Raw genomic sequence first — 17,063 nt, forward strand, 5'->3', positions numbered from 1 at the left:
TAAAAGCAGGGAGCCATTTGGTCACCTGCTTTTTTTATGTAACTCGATAGAGGTCGTTTAGTACAGTCATAAAAAAAATCTAACTGTAAGTTGTACCAAACAATCCTCGCTTTAAAAGCGGTATCATACTAGAATACAAATAGGAGGTGAACAGCGCTGTGAATTACAAAATTAGTTATCTCCTGAAAACACCCAGAGAAATCAGTCTAGAAAAAGCAGCCGAGATCATCGAAGTAAATATAGACGAGGCAATTAACCAACTAGCTCCCTTTGCCGAATATATGGATGAGACCCATATCCGTCTGAAAAAATTTCGAGCGATCGACTGGGCAGAAAAATACGTGAATATCACTCGCTTTGAAGCGGTGTACACCGAACAAGAGCGTAGAGATCTTCTTTATTTGATGGTCTATTCGAATACCATACCTATTTCTGTATTTCATTTTCAAGACTTTCTTCAGGTTTCTAAAGGAACAGTCCTATCGGATATCAAAAAAGTAAGAAAGGAATTAGAAGGGGAAGAATGTCAGCTGACATATACTAGAAAAGCAGGCTTTAGGCTACTGGGGGCAGAAGTAATATTGAGAAAGGAAGCAAAAAATCGCACCGCTCGTTTAATGCAATCGCTTGCTGGAAGATTTGGTCTCACGTATTTAAACGCAATGCTTTCTCTTGATTGTTATGCAAAAGCTAGAGATTTGTTAGATAACACAATCTCTCTATCAGATCTACGCTTTGCACCCAATCGAATGGATGAGTTAGCGTATTATTTAAGTTTGACCACTAATCGAATGGGGAAAATATCTGTAGAAAAGGTAAAAGATGCTGAACTTTTAGCTTCTCTTGCAATCAATGACATCAGTCGACATGTATTGACTGGCTTAGGCTATTCCGAACATCTAGAGTCAGAGATTCTATTTTTCTCTCTTTGCTTAGCCTCCATTGTTGAAGGAGATATCCAGGAGCCTGCGCTTGATTTTTTGCTGGAATGTTCTTCAGAAGTCATCCATCGCATGGAATTCCTGATGGCCATAGAATTTGATTCATTTCGTGAATTATTGATGAATGTCTTTTATCACTTGGTACCTGCCTATTTTCGTATTTCTTATTCTTTTTACTTGCCTAATGTGATGATTGATCAAATCAAACATCAATATGCTACCATCTATGAAATGACAAGAAAAGCATTGCGTCCGTTAGAAAAACGGATAGGGAAGAGCATCCCTGAAGAAGAGGTTGGTTTTTTCACTATACTATTCGGCGGAGAAATAAGAAAAGTAGATGAAGAAGAAAGAAACAGAAAAATAAGAGCCGTGATCGTCTGTCCAAGTGGCATTAGCTCTTCATTGATCTTAAAAAGCGAACTTCAGCAATTATTCCCGATGATCCTTTTTACAGAGACCAATTCAGCTGATCGCTTGCACGAGGTTGATGAAACTTCTTACGATATTGTTTTTTCTACTGTGCCTCTCACGCTTACGAATAAGAAAAAGTCACTGTATGTCCTACAACCAATCATGACTGACTTGGAAAAAAACCAGCTGATCAATCAAGTACAAAGAGATTGGCTGATACCAGGATTCTCCATGCCTTCTGCTCAAGAATTGCTAGCTGCGCTACTTCCATATATCGAATTAAAAGAAGGTGTAGATGAAGAAAAGCTCTATCAAGTCTTAAATCGTAAAATGAACAAACTTTTAGAAAAGAAGGAGGATCAACGTCCTATGCTATCTGAATTATTAACAGAAGAAATGATCCAATTATCCGATCAACCAAAAAAATGGCAAGAAGCAATCACACTTGCCGCACAGCCACTATTATTAAAGAATAAAATAGAGAAGAGTTATATCAAAGCGATGATTGAACGTGTGGAGCAGTATGGTGCGTTTATCCACATCGGTGACCACATCGCACTGCCGCATGCTCGTCCGGAAGACGGCGTAAACGAAGTAGGGATGTCTTTGCTGAAACTTCAACAACCAGTTGATCTAATCGATGATCCTGCTCACCCCATCAGCTTATTTATCTGTTTAGCCGCTATCGATAACGAGGCACATCTTCGAGCGTTGGCAAATTTAACCAAGCTGCTTTCTAATAAACAAAATCTTCAACAGCTATTACAAGCCTCAACAAAAGAAGAAATACTAGCAATCATAAAAAAGGGAGACGAATAACATGAAAATTTTTGCAGTGTGTCAAAGTGGATTAGGAACAAGTTTTATGGTAGAGATGAACATCAAACAAGCTCTTGCAGATCTTGGAGCAGATGTGGACGATTTCGAAGTAAGTCATACGGATGTTGGGAGTGTATCTAGCGATATGGCGGATTATTTCTTCATTGAACATTCTTTGAAAGATACACTTACTTCTATACCGGATGAAAAACTCGTGCCGTTGCAATCGATCATCGATAGTGATGAAGTAAAAGAAAAAGTAGAACAGATTTTGTCAAAAGAATAAAAATGATTCAAGGGAGGAAATATCAATGGATAAATTGTTGAATTTGTTTGTTTCAATCGTCAGTCAGCCCTCCATCCTCGTTTCTCTGATTGCACTGCTTGGGCTTGTTCTGCAAAAAAAGAAATTTTCAGAAGTGATCCAAGGAACCATTAAAACATTTGTCGGGTTCTTAGTATTGATTGGGGGTGCTGGGCTGATCAGTAATTCATTAACCCCTTTCGCTTCGATGTTCCAAACGGCTCTGCATACCCAAGGTGTAGTTCCAAGTAATGAAGCAGTAGTGGCGATTGCTTTACAACAATTCGGGACACCTACTGCCTTGATCATGCTAGTAGGGATGATCGTGAATATTCTACTTGCTCGATTCACAAGATATAAATTTATTTTTCTTACAGGTCAAGCGATGCTTTACGTTTCTTGTCTGACAGCAGTCATTTTAGTAAGCGCTGGATTTACTGCAAACGTGTGGATGATCTTATTAGGAGGGATTTTTGAAGGAACACTATTAACTATTACGCCCGCACTTTGTCAACCATTCATGAAAAACATTACTGGGAACAACCAAGTTGCGCTAGGACATACCGGCAATATCGGTTACGCGTCTAGCGGGTGGATCGGTAAGTTCTTTGGAAATAAAGACCGCTCTACGGAGGACATAAAGATTCCTAAAAGTTTCAGTTTTTTGCGAGATTCTACTGTATCGATCATGCTCTTGATGTCAATCGTATATGTCGCACTTGCCTTATTAGCAGGTCCTGGATTTGTTGAAAGAGAATTAAGCAATGGAGATAATGCTGTAATCTTTGCATTGATCCAAGCTGGAACATTTACAGCAGGGTTTGTTATCGTCCTTCAAGGGGTTCGGATGGTGTTGGCAGAAATCGTTCCAGCATTCCAAGGAATCGCTAAAAAACTTGTACCTGATTCTAAACCAGCGTTAGATGTCCCTATCGTTTTTCCATATGCACCTAATGCTGTATTGATTGGCTTTTTTGTCAGCTTCTTTGTAGGAACACTATCGATGTTTGCCATGATAGGCTTACAGACTACAGTTATCATCCCTGGAGTAGTTGGCCATTTCTTCTGCGGAGCTGCTTCTGGTGTTTTCGGCAACTCGACTGGCGGTAGAAGAGGGGCGGTATTAGGTTCTGCTTTCAATAGCTTATTGATTAGTTGGTTGCCATTATTTATCCTTCCGGTATTAGGAGATCTTAAAATCGCTTCTTCTACATTTGCCGATACTGATTATCTAGTACCAGGACTTGTACTTGGGAAACTAGGAGAATACGGTCAAATGGCATTGACAGTCGGAATCATCGCTTTCTTTTTACTTGTCGTATTATCTAGCTTTCTTTTTGCCGGAAAAAGAACAAGGATTGTTTCTAAAGAACAGAATTAAGCAAGTTTCAAAATAAAAACTGCTTGGACAATATCAGAAGACGATCGAATGTTTTCTGATATGTCGCAAGCAGTTTTTTGTTTTATGCATTTATTATTGAATGGCTTGTTAAGACAAGTGGCTGTTTTGCTAGAAGAGGATAACTTTTACCATTCATTTTCACTGTTCCGCCTGTTCTATCAGAAGTAATCACGATCTTATCTTCTGTTTTTTCCAGCGAAATCATTCCATCTTTGATAGGTAGCGTACAATTCAGTGTTTCAAATGAATCTAGATTAGGTTGTATCATAAATTCTTCATAACCTGGCTTTGTTGGATACAAACCGATAAAATAGCGTCCTAAAAGATAGATTGGGCTTGCTCCCCATGCGTGGCATAAGCTTTTTCCATAAGGATCTCCGTACATACTGTACTTTTCATTTCCTGTTTGAGTAGGGTCGTATTCTTCCCAGAAAGTTACCGCATCATGAGATAACATCCCTCCCCAATAATCAAGAATCGTTTGGTAGACGATTTCCGTCTGTCCGAGTTTGCATAAGGCATCTTGTTCATAGAATTTAAAATAGGGTGTAGTAATCTGTGTGATAGTATCATTCAATAAGACATTCTTTAAAATCGATTGCTGTTGTTCTTTGTTAGCAAAATCGAATAAAACAGCGAAAATATTCGCATGACGCGTCACATTTCTTTTCCCAGATTCATAGCAATCGATAAAAGCGCCAAGTTCTTCATCCCAAAAGTAGTCAAATAGGTTTTGTTTCAATACCTGATATTTTTCTTGATAGAGATCAGTAGGATAAATTTCAGCCTCTCCATATGTTTCAGCTAAGATATCTCCGCAAGTGATCATAGAGTGGTAGGCTTTCAGTAATAGGACTTGTTCTGCAGCAAGCGTTCCTTCTTTATCCATTTCAGACCAATCAATAAAGATCCAATCTTTTTCTCTTCCATAAATAAACCCTAATTCATTCGTTTGTTCCATCAAGTACCTCATCAAGGATTGCATCTTAGGATAGACAATGCGTAAAAATTCGCGGTCTTTCGTCATCATATAGTGGTTTTCGATGCCAATCATCCATAAGATCGAATAGTCGACAATCGTATTCATATGTTGCTTGATTTCATTTTGTCCTCTTAATGCGAATATCGTTCGCTTATTGATTTCCTCGTCAAAGAAAAGATATTGATTGATCATGAATGATTGATACGCATCTCCAGACCAAATCCAGCGATCTCGTTTGATACCGTCGATAAAAAACAAATCACTACATAACTTGAAAGTTTCTTCTGATACTGACCAGATCTGATCCAATAAAGAAGAATCGCTTGAAAAAGTAGCTTGTTTCGAAAGAGATAAAAATTCATGAAAAACTTGAAGTTGAACCATTCCAGTAGAAACCTCTGGTATAAACAAATAGCGAAAAGCGCGTTTACGAGCTTTCATTTTTCTTGTCATTCCAATTTGTTTATAGTAACAATACTCGATATCCATAGCTTCTACATCGGACTCTCCATAACATAGAGTGATGGATTCGATAGGATCGTCCAGAGACATTAGTTCTACACAGCCATTCACTGCTCGTCCAAAATCGAATAAGACTCCTCCATTAACTTCCCTTTCAGTAACTGGATGGACACATTCTTTTTGATAATAGATTTGATTTGGATCTTTAGCGATATCGACATAGAGTGGACTCCAACCAGCTGGGTATTCTTCAATAAAGTTGCTTGCTGTCCAGCCGATATCTGATTTTATTTCATCTCCCTCGATAAACATCGCTGGTAGCCCAGATGTATGTCCAACGAAGATCCGGATTTTTACTTTGCCAGCCGGACAAGTCAGCCATTTTCCAGATGGATGCTTTTCCCCATTAATTTCTACGTACCCAACTCCTTGGATCGTCACTTTGAACATGGAAGGATGATCAAGAAAGTAATATCTCTTAAACTTGACGTTCCGATGACAATCATCCATGTACCAGTACGCCGGCCAGTCGAAACCTCGTTCTTCTCGTTGGAAATTTTGTAGCAGTCCATGGCGGATCTCAAAGTCTCCAGGATACCAAAGCCATCTATTTTGTGATTTTTCATTTGTCATTTTGCGCGACCTCCATCAAAATTATTTTGTTGTCAATTGTTCTTTTATTTCTTCATCTACTCTTATTACTGACTTTCTATTCGTCCTGTATACCACTAGAACGCTAACAAGCGCGCTAATCAACAGCAAGATACTGCCATTAACGAAAACAGCAAGTGTCTTACTTCCAAGAGAAACAAAAGAGAGGAAAAGCAAACCATATGGTGCAATGAAAGTGCCTAAATTAGCGCCAACTAGTAAGATCGAGGTATTGAAATTCTCCGCATGCTTAGGCGCTTGGATGCTCACTTGGTTGAATAAATAAGGAATGAATAACGAAAAAGAAATCCCAGTTAAAATCGCGCCAAATCCAATCACATACAGATTCATGGCACTGGCAATCAATACAAAGCCAATACCCATCAGTAGTAAAGAAAGAGTAAGCATATAACGATATGCTTTTGCCTGAAGCCAGCCAAAACAAACTCCGGCGGCCATACTTGCCAACTGCATGATGGTCAAGATATTCGCTGCATTGGTTTCGTCTCCTAGAGAATAGGTCGTCAAGACTGTGGCTAATTTGATTGAGACAGCGTTATATATCACGATGATCAGTAAGAGAAAAATACCATAACTAATCATTTGGGGATTTGTTTTGATTACTTGTCTTGCTGAAGCTGTGCCTTGTACTTGAATCTTAGTTGTTTCAGGTCTAGGAACAAACAAAACAAACAAGATTAAAATAGGTAAGCTGATGGCGTAGACTAAAAAAGTATATTGCCAGCCGAACTGTACTAGTTGTCCTGCAACAAATGTCATTAGAGCTGCACCAAATCCCTGAAATGCACTTTGAAAACCAATCATAGATGCACGTTCATCTCCGTGATAAAAGGCAGCAATCATGCTGACTGCCAAAGAATTGATCAATCCGAAGCCAATGCCTAGCCCAGCTCGTGAAGCTAAGACGATACTGTAACTTTGCGAGAAGAGGGGGAGGACACCACAAATCGATGCAATCACTAACCCGATGATCACAGTCTGTTTTTGTCCGATTCTCCTAGCAATAAAACTACTAAACAAAACGAAAATAGTGACCATAAAAGATGGAGCAGTCGTTAATAATTCAACAGCAGATAAAGAACGCGTGGCATAAGTAGCTGACATACTGGGAATCGCTGATGTGACCGCACCAGCAGAAGTCAAAATAAGAGAGACTGACAGTAGAGAAAATTTCATCATTTTTTTATTCATACACATATTCCTTTCACTTTTTGTAAGCGCTTATCAAAAATATAGTATGAAGTAGCTCTTCACTCAATAGCGGAACCACAGGAAATTCATGTCCTAACCATAGAAAGTCTTTGTGAAACCCAAAATAGCTTTGCATATAATTGCAGTACAGCGTAAACTAATAAGCGAAAGAAACTGCTTACAAGAAGGAGGAAGTCAATTGGAACTAGCTGAATTAGATACTTTTTTGCGTAATGAAGAATCAATCGAAACTCTGCAGCGTGAACAAGGAAAGAATGTCAATGACTTAAACTTAGCTTATCATCTTCAGACACCACCAAAAATCCACCGAGGAGATTTATTTCAAAACGGAAATATTCATATCAGTAAACACCGTCGATATGCGGAAGTTCCTGAGCATACACATGATTTTGTTGAGATCAATTATATGTATAGCGGAAGATGTTCACAGGTCATCAATGGGGAAAGGGTGGATATGGAAGAAAGTGACGTGGTAATCATTGATAAAGAAGCTACTCAAAGAATTGAATACACAGGGCAAGAGGATATTTTAATCAACATCTTATTAAAGGAAGAGACCTTATCTACAGAAATATTGAACCATTTGGCAAGCACCAATAATCTGCTTTCTTCTTTTTTGATCAATGCAGCAAAAGAAAAGGGAGAACATACGCAATTCATTCATTTTCATGGCGGAAAAGCGAGTCGTTTGACGCATTTGATTGAAAATATGCTGTTGATTTATTTTGATACATACAGTCATAAAATCCGTTCACTAAACCTATATATATCACTACTACTAATCGAATTGACTCATTTATTAGAACAGCAAACCTTTTCGTCAGCAGATGGATACGCAGAAAACGAGATGCTTGGTATATTGGATTATATCGATAAGCATTTTACTTCTTGTACGTTAAAAGAAACAGCGGCTCATTTTGGCTACAATCCGGTCTACCTTAGTAATAAATTGAAAATGTATTTTGATGCTTCTTTTCAAGAATTGGTTCTACAAAAAAAATTTGACTTTGCATTGGAATTGATTCAAGAAACGAGTTTTTCGTTGGAAGAGATTGCTAATCGCATCGGATATAAACAAACCACTTCTTTATTCAAATTATTCAAAAAGTATTCAACATGTACGCCCAATGAATGGAGAAACCCCCGATAAGAAGAACAGTCTGACATGTAAAAAACAGATAAGACTATTCAAAGTCTTACCCGCGTATTAACTAAACTCAATCAAGAGAAGCAGGAAGAAGTTGATGGCACTATATAGGAGATAAGTTGCTATAAATAGATGTTTTAGTAGTGGCTGTTTCCACTTGTGCCTTCTCTTCATTTGATAAATACTCACTAGTAAGCATACAGTGATGATAGATACGCTGATCTTTCTAATTTGGAAGATTAGCGTCCAGAGATGGGAATCCATTGTTAATTGGATACGTGGCAGAAAAAAATAGAGGACACTCAAAAAGACATACTTTATCCAAGATGAACCATTGGACTTATTCTTAATAATATTCACTCATTTCAATAGGTTAGTCAGACAGATAGGCTTTTGTTTGGTACATATCATAAGGTATATCCGATACTAGTGTACTCATTTCTTATCTTCCAATAAACATATAGAAGGAACAGTTTTTTCATAAATAAGAAAAAGCAGTTCCTTTTTTAAACTTCTTTTATTGTATCCTTTAGATAATGTGATTGAAGAAGGGAGGAGGAGATGAAAATGGTAAAGGCTTGGTTGAGTGGTTTAGCTGCTTACAGCGTTGTTGGACAAACTGATTTATTTTCTGCGTTCGCTATGTATTTGTCTAAGTATCGTTTTGTATTATTAGGTGCTCTTTTTTTCGTGATTCTATTAACTGTTTTGTTGAGCAAAAAGATGTCCGCAAGTTCAAGTACGAAGAGTAAAGCACCTAGTAATAAGGGTTTTCAGAAGCAGCAGCAATATAAAAACTATCGTAAGTGATATTTTCTATCTCTTTAAAGAAATCAAAGGATGATACGGCAATTATTTACTATTTACAATGAGGTGAAGCATGGGAAATTTTGCATTTATCATAACTTTTTTAAGCGAATTTGCTGTCTTAGCACAAAATGAAGGAACTGGTATTTTTGCCACCTTCGTTGCTATGTATCTCATCCGATACGGATTATCCACTTTTTTTGCCGTCTATCTGTTCATTTTTATCGTCAAACAGTTCTATGAATATCTAAAAGGCACCAGTATACGAAAAAACAAACGCCGATTTAAAAGACAGTTAGCTGCATCCTATAAAATACAAAAGAAAACGATCCAAGAAAATTATGAAAAAGGATTGACTGATACGGACAAAGTAAAGAAAAACGTTTATAACAAAACAAAACTTTAGATGTGACAATGAGGGAGCAGAGCAAATGGATATAGGGATTGCAATCGTAAATGAAGGGATATTGATTTTAGGTGCGATTGGCTTTTTATTATGGTTAATTATTTTTGGCTTGGTTTTATTTTCAGTTCTAAAGCGTACAAGGAAAAAGTATAGCTTTGATAAAGGTGGAGCTAAAGTAGCTCCATTAGTGATAGCGTTAGTACTTTTAGTTGTGTTGGCAGGGTACATGGGTGTAATCGTTTATCAGTTATCTGTTGTACGTATTTAGGAATTCGTTTCCATCAAAAATTATAATAACAGCTATTATAATTAACATATTGATAAAATGAATAAACAAGACTATAATTTCCATGAAAGTAACAAATAGTTATGAAAAAGGAGCTGTTTATTCATGAAAAAAACAAGTCGTAAAGTAGTAATCGTCGGTACAGGTTTTGTTGGAACAAGTATCGCTTATGCAATGATCAACCAAGGAATCTCTAATGAATTAGTCTTGATTGATGTGAACCAAGAAAAAGCAGAAGGGGAAGCACTGGATCTTTTAGATGGTATGGCTTGGGGCGATGAAAACGTTGCTGTATGGTCAGGCGGTTATGAAGAATGCAAAGATGCAGATATCGTTGTTATCACAGCTGGTATCAACCAAAAACCTGGTCAATCTCGTTTAGATTTAGTTAAGACAAATGCGTCAATCATGCGCCAAATCGTCAAAGAAATCATGGGATCAGGATTCGACGGAATTATCGTTGTTGCTTCAAATCCAGTAGATATTTTGACATATATCGCTTGGAACGAATCAGGCCTGCCAACATCACGTGTTATCGGTACTGGTACAACATTGGATACAACTCGTTTCCGTAAAGAAATCGCATTGAAATTAAAAGTAGACCCACGTAGCGTTCACGGCTATATCTTAGGTGAACATGGTGATTCAGAAGTTGCTGCATGGTCACATACAACTGTTGGTGGTAAACCAGTTTTTGAAATCGTAGAAAAAGATCATCGTATCGCAAAAGACGAATTAGATGTAATTGCTGATAAAGTTCGTAATGCTGCTTATGAGATCATTGATCGTAAAAAAGCAACTTATTATGGTATTGGTATGAGTACTGCACGTATCGTAAAAGCTATCTTGAATAACGAACAAGCTGTATTGCCTGTATCTGCTTACTTAACTGGTGAATACAACGAAAAAGATATCTTTACAGGTGTGCCATCAATCGTTGACGAAAATGGTGTTCGTGAAGTTGTTGAATTATCCATCAACGAAGAAGAAAAAGCAATGTTCAGCAAATCAACAAGTGCTTTAAGAGAAGTATTGAACACTGTATTATAAGAAATAATGAGTAAGAACTAAAAAGTCAAAAACTGCTTAACAGATATTTCAGCTGTTAAGCAGTTTTTTTATTGATATCTATAGGTAAGCAAATAAACGGAATGATTATAATCGATTCGGTCGAAAATGATCCATACGTATGAAATGTAATCTGCTGATTAAATAATCGAATCGATATCAGTGACAACTAAAACTTAAGTAAATGATTTATCTATGTGATTAAAAATCCTTCAGTGATGGCAAACATAAATACAGTGAGTCGTAACCTGGATTAACTGTATAAAGAAAATGGTTTTTATCATTTAATTAAACGTTAAAAAAGAAGAAAAACTACAAAATTTTTTTATAATTTTGCACAAGTAGATTTTGATGGAAAAATGACGATTTTTGATAAAAAAACGTTCGAGAGAGGTTTATTATTTTTTAAATCTACTTCGTATAATATATATTATGTAAACTAAAATATATAAAAAATCAATCCACTAGTTCTAAACCACTATTTCCTACTCTTCACACTTTTGTATTCCTTTTAAATCAATTATTTCAAAATTAATCCATATTTTTATGAAAAAACTATTTTGTATGAACAACCATACAAAAAATCAGCATATTCTTTAATGACATGCTGATCGAATGGAGAAATAAATTTTTTTAATTCGTTCATTTTATTGCGGTTTGTCGTAAATAATTGGTTATCTTGGACTTCAGTGAATCGAAATCCAATGAACTAGTGGTAATCATTATAATAAAATCAACAGCTTCTTGACGAGAAAAAGCAACTGAACAATTATTCAATTGAAGAAACAACAGCATGGCAACAAGAGCAGTTCGTTTATTACCATTATGAAAAGGATGTTTTTTAGCTAAATTAATTGCTAAAATTGCCGCTTTTTCATAGACTTCGGGATAGAGTTCTTGATTAAATACTGCTTGTGAAGGCTGTTTAACTGCCATATCTAATGCATTGGCATCTTTTATACCAATCATTTCGCCTGGTGAGTAACGTAAAATAACTTTTGCGTTGATTTTGATAATTTCTTTAGTCGAAAGATACCTCATAAATCAACCAAATCTTTTAACGCGTCTTCATATTGATTCATGATCGAATCAACTAATAAATCAATATCAGGTTCTTCTTGTGCTTTGATCATTCGTACAGAACCATCAGATTGAAAAACATAACTGATTGCGTCACCCGTCTGCACACCCATGAATTCTTTTACTTCTGGTGGGATAGTTGTTACATCGCTATTGCCGGATTTTCTAATTTTATACTTTTTCATTTTTTTCATATTTCGCCACCCTCTATATTCTATATCATTCTATAGTAAGTACATTATATTTAAGTATATACATTTAATCAATGTATATACTATTGATTTACTTTTTCTTACGGAAAAACGAAAAAGAAAAAAGTTAAAAGAGTTTGTGACATGACTTTTGTCACAAACTCTCGTATTTTTAACCAAAATATTGATGGAATACTTGTGTAATAACTGGTAGGAAATAAATAATGATCATAGCCCCTACCACCATCAACAATTGTTTACGCTGTTTCTTTCGCTTCAACATGCTTGTCGTTTTATGAAAAAAATAAGTAGCGCTTTTAGCTCCTGCAGTCAAAGTCGATAAAATCAGCGTTGGTGAATATGCTGTTTGATTGTGCGTCAATGACAGCAACTTCGTCCCGTAATCAGGATACTTTAGAAATGCTTGGTATACAGCCACAATCGTGATTGCTCCCATAAGATAATTTAAAAATGAATGCACTTTTTTCAAATAAAAAAACTCCTTGCTATCTATATAAAATCAGCCTACCCCAACATTTTTGCTTGATTGACTGATATTTTTTGGTTTTATTGGTATTTATATTCTCACTTTTCGGAATAAATATTCTGCTATTTCATTGTTTTCATTTACTCTACTTCGTTTTCATTATTTTTTCTTGATGTTTCTTTGTTTCCATCAACTGCTTTTGTTCCGCTGTTTTCGATCCATGGAAAAGAAAAACCGATCGTCATATCTTCTTTTAATACTAAAACTGCATCGAATTTCCCTTTTTTACCAGTAAAACCTTTGACAACTTTACTTGTCTTTCCTTTTGAAAGCAAATCTCTGAGATTTGTTTTAGTCAGCTTCTTTTTAGCTACTGTTGGCCACAATTTGAAGTCGCATTCCGGGTTCAAACATGTAGCGATTTTAGGATAAAGCATGACTACCCCTTTTTTACATTTTGGACATCTTCCTAATTGGTCGTTTTTCTTCTCCATCGCTTTTATCTGGCGTATTCCGCTGATCTCATCTGAGAAATCTACCTTATCGATTTGATTAGGTACTTCTGCCAATAAATGTAAGATGAATTTTTTGATGTTTTCTAAAAAAACAGATGGCGTTCCTTCTTGGTTACCGATTTTTCTCAAGTATCCTTCCCAGCGTGCAGTCATTTCTGCACTTGTCAGCAATGGTTCATTAGCTACTGCCTTACAAAGAGTGATTCCTTTTGGCGTAACGATTATTTCGTTTTTATTGACTTCGATGTAATGTTTCTGCTTAAGATTTTCAATGATATTGGCCCGTGTAGCTTCGGTCCCTATTCCTTCTACTTCTTTGAGGATTTCTTGCGCTTCATCATTATCCAGCGTTTTTCCCGCAGTTTTCATTGCTGTGATCAAGGTTCCTTCGGTATAGGGTTTCGGAGGTTGTGTTTCTTTCTCCATACTTTTCAGCTCTACTTCTGCTTCTTCATTTTCTACGATAGGAGGAAGCGTCTGAGCTTCTTTCTTTTTTGACTTGATGCGCAAGATTTCCTGCCACCCTTGCTGTAATGGGATCTTTCCGGTGCTTTTTAGCTTTAATTGCTGTACACCCGTCGTGACAGTCGTCTCTTCATAAATATAATCTGCGGCAAACATAGCCACAGTGGTACGTAAGACTTGCAAATAGATTGCTTGCTGTAATTTAGATAGCTTCGCAAAGCGTGCAGGAGTCGGAATCGTCTTTGTCGGAATGATTGCGTGATGTTCTTGAACTTTTTTCGCATCGACATACCGTTTCTTTGCTCTGATCTCAGTTGTCTGTACTTCTTCTATTCCTAAAAACTTTTTATAGTTTTGCAGATGTTTAACCAGATACTGATGCTCATTTTCTGTGATATAAAAGGAATCCGTTCTTGGATAGCTTAGAAATTTGCTTTCATACAATCCTTGAGCAGCATCAAGTGTGGCTTTAGCACTTGCTTTCATTAGCTGATTCATCTTTGTCTGCAAACTAGATAGCGAAAATAAACGTGGGCTATGCAACCTCTTTTCCTTTTTCGTAACTTCAAGAATCCGTCCGTTTTGCTTACCTAAATGCGCTCCGAGTCTCTCTATTTCCTTTGTTAACTCTTCTTGTGTTTTAAATGCTTTTTTTGGTACGATTTTTCCTGAAAATTGTCCTTTGTTTGTCGTAATTAAACCTTCTCCTTCAAAGTATGTTTCTTTTTTGAAGTGTTTGATTTCTTCTTGCAGCTGATAAATCATGTAAAGTGTCGGCGTTTGTACACGACCAAGAGAAAAACTACCATCAATCCCTTTTCGTTGAAGCAGTAAGCTATATAATGGGCTTCCGTTCATTCCAATCAGCCAATCAGCATTCTGCCTTGCTTGCGCTTCTTTATATTTTGGAAAATAGTTCTTTCCAGGTTGGAGATTCTTAAAACCTTCATATATTGCTTCTTTTTCAAGAGAATTGATCCATAAACGTAAATAGTTCTTTTCTTTAGAAAAGGCGTTTGCTTGACGAATAATCGACCACGCGATGGCTTCACCTTCTCTATCACCATCTGTTGCAATAATGATGGTATTGGCTGACTGTAACTCTCGCTTTACAATCGAAAATTGTGCACGTTTGTCCCTTGGAACTTCGTAACGGAAGGTTTCTGGGAAAATAGGCAAATTTTCTAAAGACCATTTTGCCCAACGCTCTTCATAAGCTCCTGGAGCAACCATATCTACCAGATGTCCAAAACCATAAGTGATGGTTACTTCACCAGCAAACAATGGATCGCTGATTTCATAATACCCTTCATGCCGCTTTCGCTGTTGGAAGGTTTCGGCATAGGATTTTGCTTGTGAAGGTTTTTCAGCTAGTATCACCGTCTTCATCTTCTGACCTCCGTTACTTGATTTTTTGCGGACTTCTCTATTATGGAACATATTTTCGCATCTGGCAATAAAAAAAAGATACCGTATAGTCGAAATAGGCACAAAAAACATCAAGCCAGCAAACGATGTTCCGTTTGCTGCTTGATGTTTCTAGAAAATATTCATCTTTAGCTGTCACTCTTGGTTAATCTGCCAATTGATGCCAAATCGATCAGTTACCATCCCATACAACTGAGCCCACGGAACAGCATCCAGCGGCATCTCAATCTTACCACCCTCAGCTAAGCTTTCAAATAGACGCTTCGTTTCCTCTTCATTTCTTGTTTGGATGACTAAAGAAACATTATTTCCAACAACTAATTCAGGACCAATTCCTTCTGGCGTATCTGCAAACATAACTAATGTATCATAAATGTTCAACCGTGCATTCGTGATTAGATTTTTTGCTTCTTCTGGCAAGTTCATTTGTTCTATTCCAGGCATTTCACCGTATGTGGTGATACCTGATGCTTCAGTCTCAAAAACTTTTTCATAAAAAGCGATGGCTTCACGAGACTCATTTTTGAAGTTCAGATAGATATCCAATGTAAACAGCTCCTTTCTTGGTTATAATCTATCATAAGAAAGCGTTTTTTTACGAGTGAATCGTTTGATTGATTCATGACAAAAGCCTTGTCGCAACTTCTTCTTAATCTTTTTTATGATCATTTATTCAAAAAATCTGTAATAGCTGATTGATTCATTTGATTATCAATTTCAAGAATGCTACCAGCATAATCACTTTGCCCATAATTCCACGAACCGTCTACTGGCACACTTATTCGATCAATGCCACCAGCTCCTCGTGCAATCGAAAAGAGGTTTTTCGTCAAGAACCAAGCAGTGACATCTGTGGATGTATACCCTAAAGCTTTACCAGCTGCATAAGGTGCACGAATCAGATTCAATGGATTCTTCAATTGGCTGAAAATAGCGTTCATTACTTGCTGTTGGCGTCTGACACGGCCAAAGTCTCCTTCTTCATCCATTCGGAAACGTGCGTACTGCAAAAGAACATGTCCATCCATCTTCTGGACCCCTTTTTTAATATCTACACCATCCAGATTCAGATCTTTTTCTGCATCGATCTTCACTCCGTTCATGAACAAGGCATCGATCACTTTTTCAAACGATTTGAAATCGACTTTCGCATAGTATTGACAATTGATTCCAAAATTTTCTACTAAAGTTTGACGCACTAGATCGGCTCCTCCGTATGCATAAGCTGAATTGATCTTATTTTGTCCTACCCCTGGGATCGTAACGAAGCTGTCACGCATAAAAGAAATCAGTTTCGGCTTATGGGAAGGACCATCCAACTGTAAGACCATGATCGTATCAGCTCGTCCAGCATCTTCTCCGCGTGTATCACTCCCAAGAATCAAAATATTATGCGCACCATTTGTCGCTTTTTGCCCATGAAAGGTTTCTGAAGTCGCTGCCTCTAAGCTTGTGTCATGTTCAGCTACATATTTACCAATAAAAAATGAGATACCTGAATAAAGGATCAAAACAAGCAAAATCGATAGAATGATTTTTTTCCACGATCGTTTTCTTCGAGATTTCAACGGTTTGTTCTTCTTTTGCCGATTGAAAAATTTTTTATTTTTTTGTTGTTCTTCTGTTCTTGGTGCATCTCTATATATCTGTTGTTCGTGTTGGTTCAAATGTTCAAATGAGTGCTGCTCTCTTTCATAAATACGGGTAGCATCTTCCTCATTTTCCATACGCGTTCGTTTTCGTTCTCTTCTAGCAAAAATACTCCCCGTATCCCGCTTCAGAGGTTTCGCCTTCTTATGGATGTCCTTATAGCGATCCATCCGACTCATTGTGGTTCCTCCTCGTTTCTTACTGATAAATAAAGGATACGATAACCAATCGACAAAAGCCTATCATTTTTTGATAATTTAATAAAAAATAACGAAATAAATGCTTCGATACATAAAGAATTACTTTTCTTGAGACCGTTTATGCG

The 17,063-nt window shown here is 36.9% G+C and carries 16 protein-coding genes; 8 read left to right on the forward strand and 8 right to left on the reverse strand.

The features are described 5' to 3' along the window. Positions 1-158: 158 nt before the first annotated feature. The 3 genes from AC1F25_RS04200 to AC1F25_RS04210 are packed head-to-tail and all read left to right on the forward strand — an operon-like array spanning position 159 to position 3,859. Entirely contained in the window at positions 159-2,174 is a 2,016-nt protein-coding gene (locus AC1F25_RS04200) for a BglG family transcription antiterminator (protein ID WP_002309269.1), read from the forward strand. 1 nt (position 2,175) lies between these two features. Continuing rightward, positions 2,176-2,460 carry a PTS sugar transporter subunit IIB gene (locus AC1F25_RS04205; protein ID WP_002309270.1) on the forward strand — a complete coding sequence of 95 codons (285 nt, stop codon included), beginning with the start codon at positions 2,176-2,178 and terminating at the stop codon, positions 2,458-2,460. A 25-nt stretch (positions 2,461-2,485) separates the two neighbouring features. Continuing rightward, entirely contained in the window at positions 2,486-3,859 is a 1,374-nt protein-coding gene (locus AC1F25_RS04210) for a PTS ascorbate transporter subunit IIC (RefSeq protein ID WP_151668616.1), read from the forward strand. An 82-nt stretch (positions 3,860-3,941) separates the two neighbouring features. Here the strand turns inward: AC1F25_RS04210 and AC1F25_RS04215 are convergent, their stop codons facing one another. Beyond that, entirely contained in the window at positions 3,942-5,957 is a 2,016-nt protein-coding gene (locus AC1F25_RS04215) for an alpha-L-rhamnosidase-related protein (RefSeq protein ID WP_479994281.1), read from the reverse strand. A 21-nt stretch (positions 5,958-5,978) separates the two neighbouring features. Then, positions 5,979-7,193, reverse strand: a complete 1,215-nt coding sequence (locus tag AC1F25_RS04220; RefSeq protein WP_172966956.1) for an MFS transporter — start codon at positions 7,191-7,193, stop codon at positions 5,979-5,981. Between the two features lie 220 nt (positions 7,194-7,413). On the opposite strand from AC1F25_RS04220, the gene AC1F25_RS04225 reads away from it, so the two are divergent. From AC1F25_RS04225 to AC1F25_RS04245, 5 genes are all read left to right on the forward strand, one after another. Next, complete coding sequence (locus AC1F25_RS04225) at positions 7,414-8,358, forward strand: AraC family transcriptional regulator (protein WP_025477050.1); 945 nt, start codon at positions 7,414-7,416, stop codon at positions 8,356-8,358. A 564-nt stretch (positions 8,359-8,922) separates the two neighbouring features. Further along, positions 8,923-9,165: a hypothetical protein gene (locus AC1F25_RS04230; protein ID WP_002345094.1), complete on the forward strand. Its 243-nt coding sequence runs from the start codon at positions 8,923-8,925 to the stop codon at positions 9,163-9,165. 70 nt (positions 9,166-9,235) lie between these two features. Continuing rightward, on the forward strand, positions 9,236-9,568 hold the full coding sequence (locus AC1F25_RS04235) for a hypothetical protein (RefSeq protein ID WP_002309277.1): 333 nt from the start codon (positions 9,236-9,238) through the stop codon (positions 9,566-9,568). Between the two features lie 25 nt (positions 9,569-9,593). After that, positions 9,594-9,836, forward strand: coding sequence for a hypothetical protein (locus AC1F25_RS04240; RefSeq protein WP_002309278.1), 243 nt, complete (start codon positions 9,594-9,596; stop codon positions 9,834-9,836). A gap of 123 nt (positions 9,837-9,959) precedes the next feature. Next, entirely contained in the window at positions 9,960-10,904 is a 945-nt protein-coding gene (locus AC1F25_RS04245; RefSeq protein WP_002329192.1) for an L-lactate dehydrogenase, read from the forward strand. A gap of 660 nt (positions 10,905-11,564) precedes the next feature. Here AC1F25_RS04245 and AC1F25_RS04250 read toward each other — a convergent pair. The 6 genes from AC1F25_RS04250 to AC1F25_RS04275 all read right to left on the reverse strand — a co-directional run bounded on the left by AC1F25_RS04250 (position 11,565) and on the right by AC1F25_RS04275 (position 16,917). Then, positions 11,565-11,963: a type II toxin-antitoxin system death-on-curing family toxin gene (locus AC1F25_RS04250; protein ID WP_002329191.1), complete on the reverse strand. Its 399-nt coding sequence runs from the start codon at positions 11,961-11,963 to the stop codon at positions 11,565-11,567. Continuing rightward, positions 11,960-12,196, reverse strand: a complete 237-nt coding sequence (locus AC1F25_RS04255; protein ID WP_002309281.1) for an AbrB/MazE/SpoVT family DNA-binding domain-containing protein — start codon at positions 12,194-12,196, stop codon at positions 11,960-11,962. Before AC1F25_RS04255 ends, AC1F25_RS04250 begins: the two co-directional genes overlap by 4 nt. A 169-nt stretch (positions 12,197-12,365) precedes the next feature. Then, positions 12,366-12,650 carry a hypothetical protein gene (locus AC1F25_RS04260; RefSeq protein ID WP_002313773.1) on the reverse strand — a complete coding sequence of 95 codons (285 nt, stop codon included), beginning with the start codon at positions 12,648-12,650 and terminating at the stop codon, positions 12,366-12,368. 170 nt (positions 12,651-12,820) lie between these two features. Further along, positions 12,821-15,049, reverse strand: a complete 2,229-nt coding sequence (locus AC1F25_RS04265) for a type IA DNA topoisomerase (protein WP_047929963.1) — start codon at positions 15,047-15,049, stop codon at positions 12,821-12,823. A 174-nt stretch (positions 15,050-15,223) separates the two neighbouring features. Further along, entirely contained in the window at positions 15,224-15,634 is a 411-nt protein-coding gene (locus AC1F25_RS04270; protein WP_002299733.1) for a VOC family protein, read from the reverse strand. A gap of 119 nt (positions 15,635-15,753) precedes the next feature. Then, the gene (locus tag AC1F25_RS04275) at positions 15,754-16,917 is read right to left on the reverse strand and encodes an LCP family protein (RefSeq protein ID WP_002313776.1); all 1,164 of its coding nucleotides are present in this window, start codon (positions 16,915-16,917) and stop codon (positions 15,754-15,756) included. Positions 16,918-17,063 lie beyond the last annotated feature (146 nt).

This window comes from Enterococcus sp. M-BR2 (assembly GCF_056612775.1).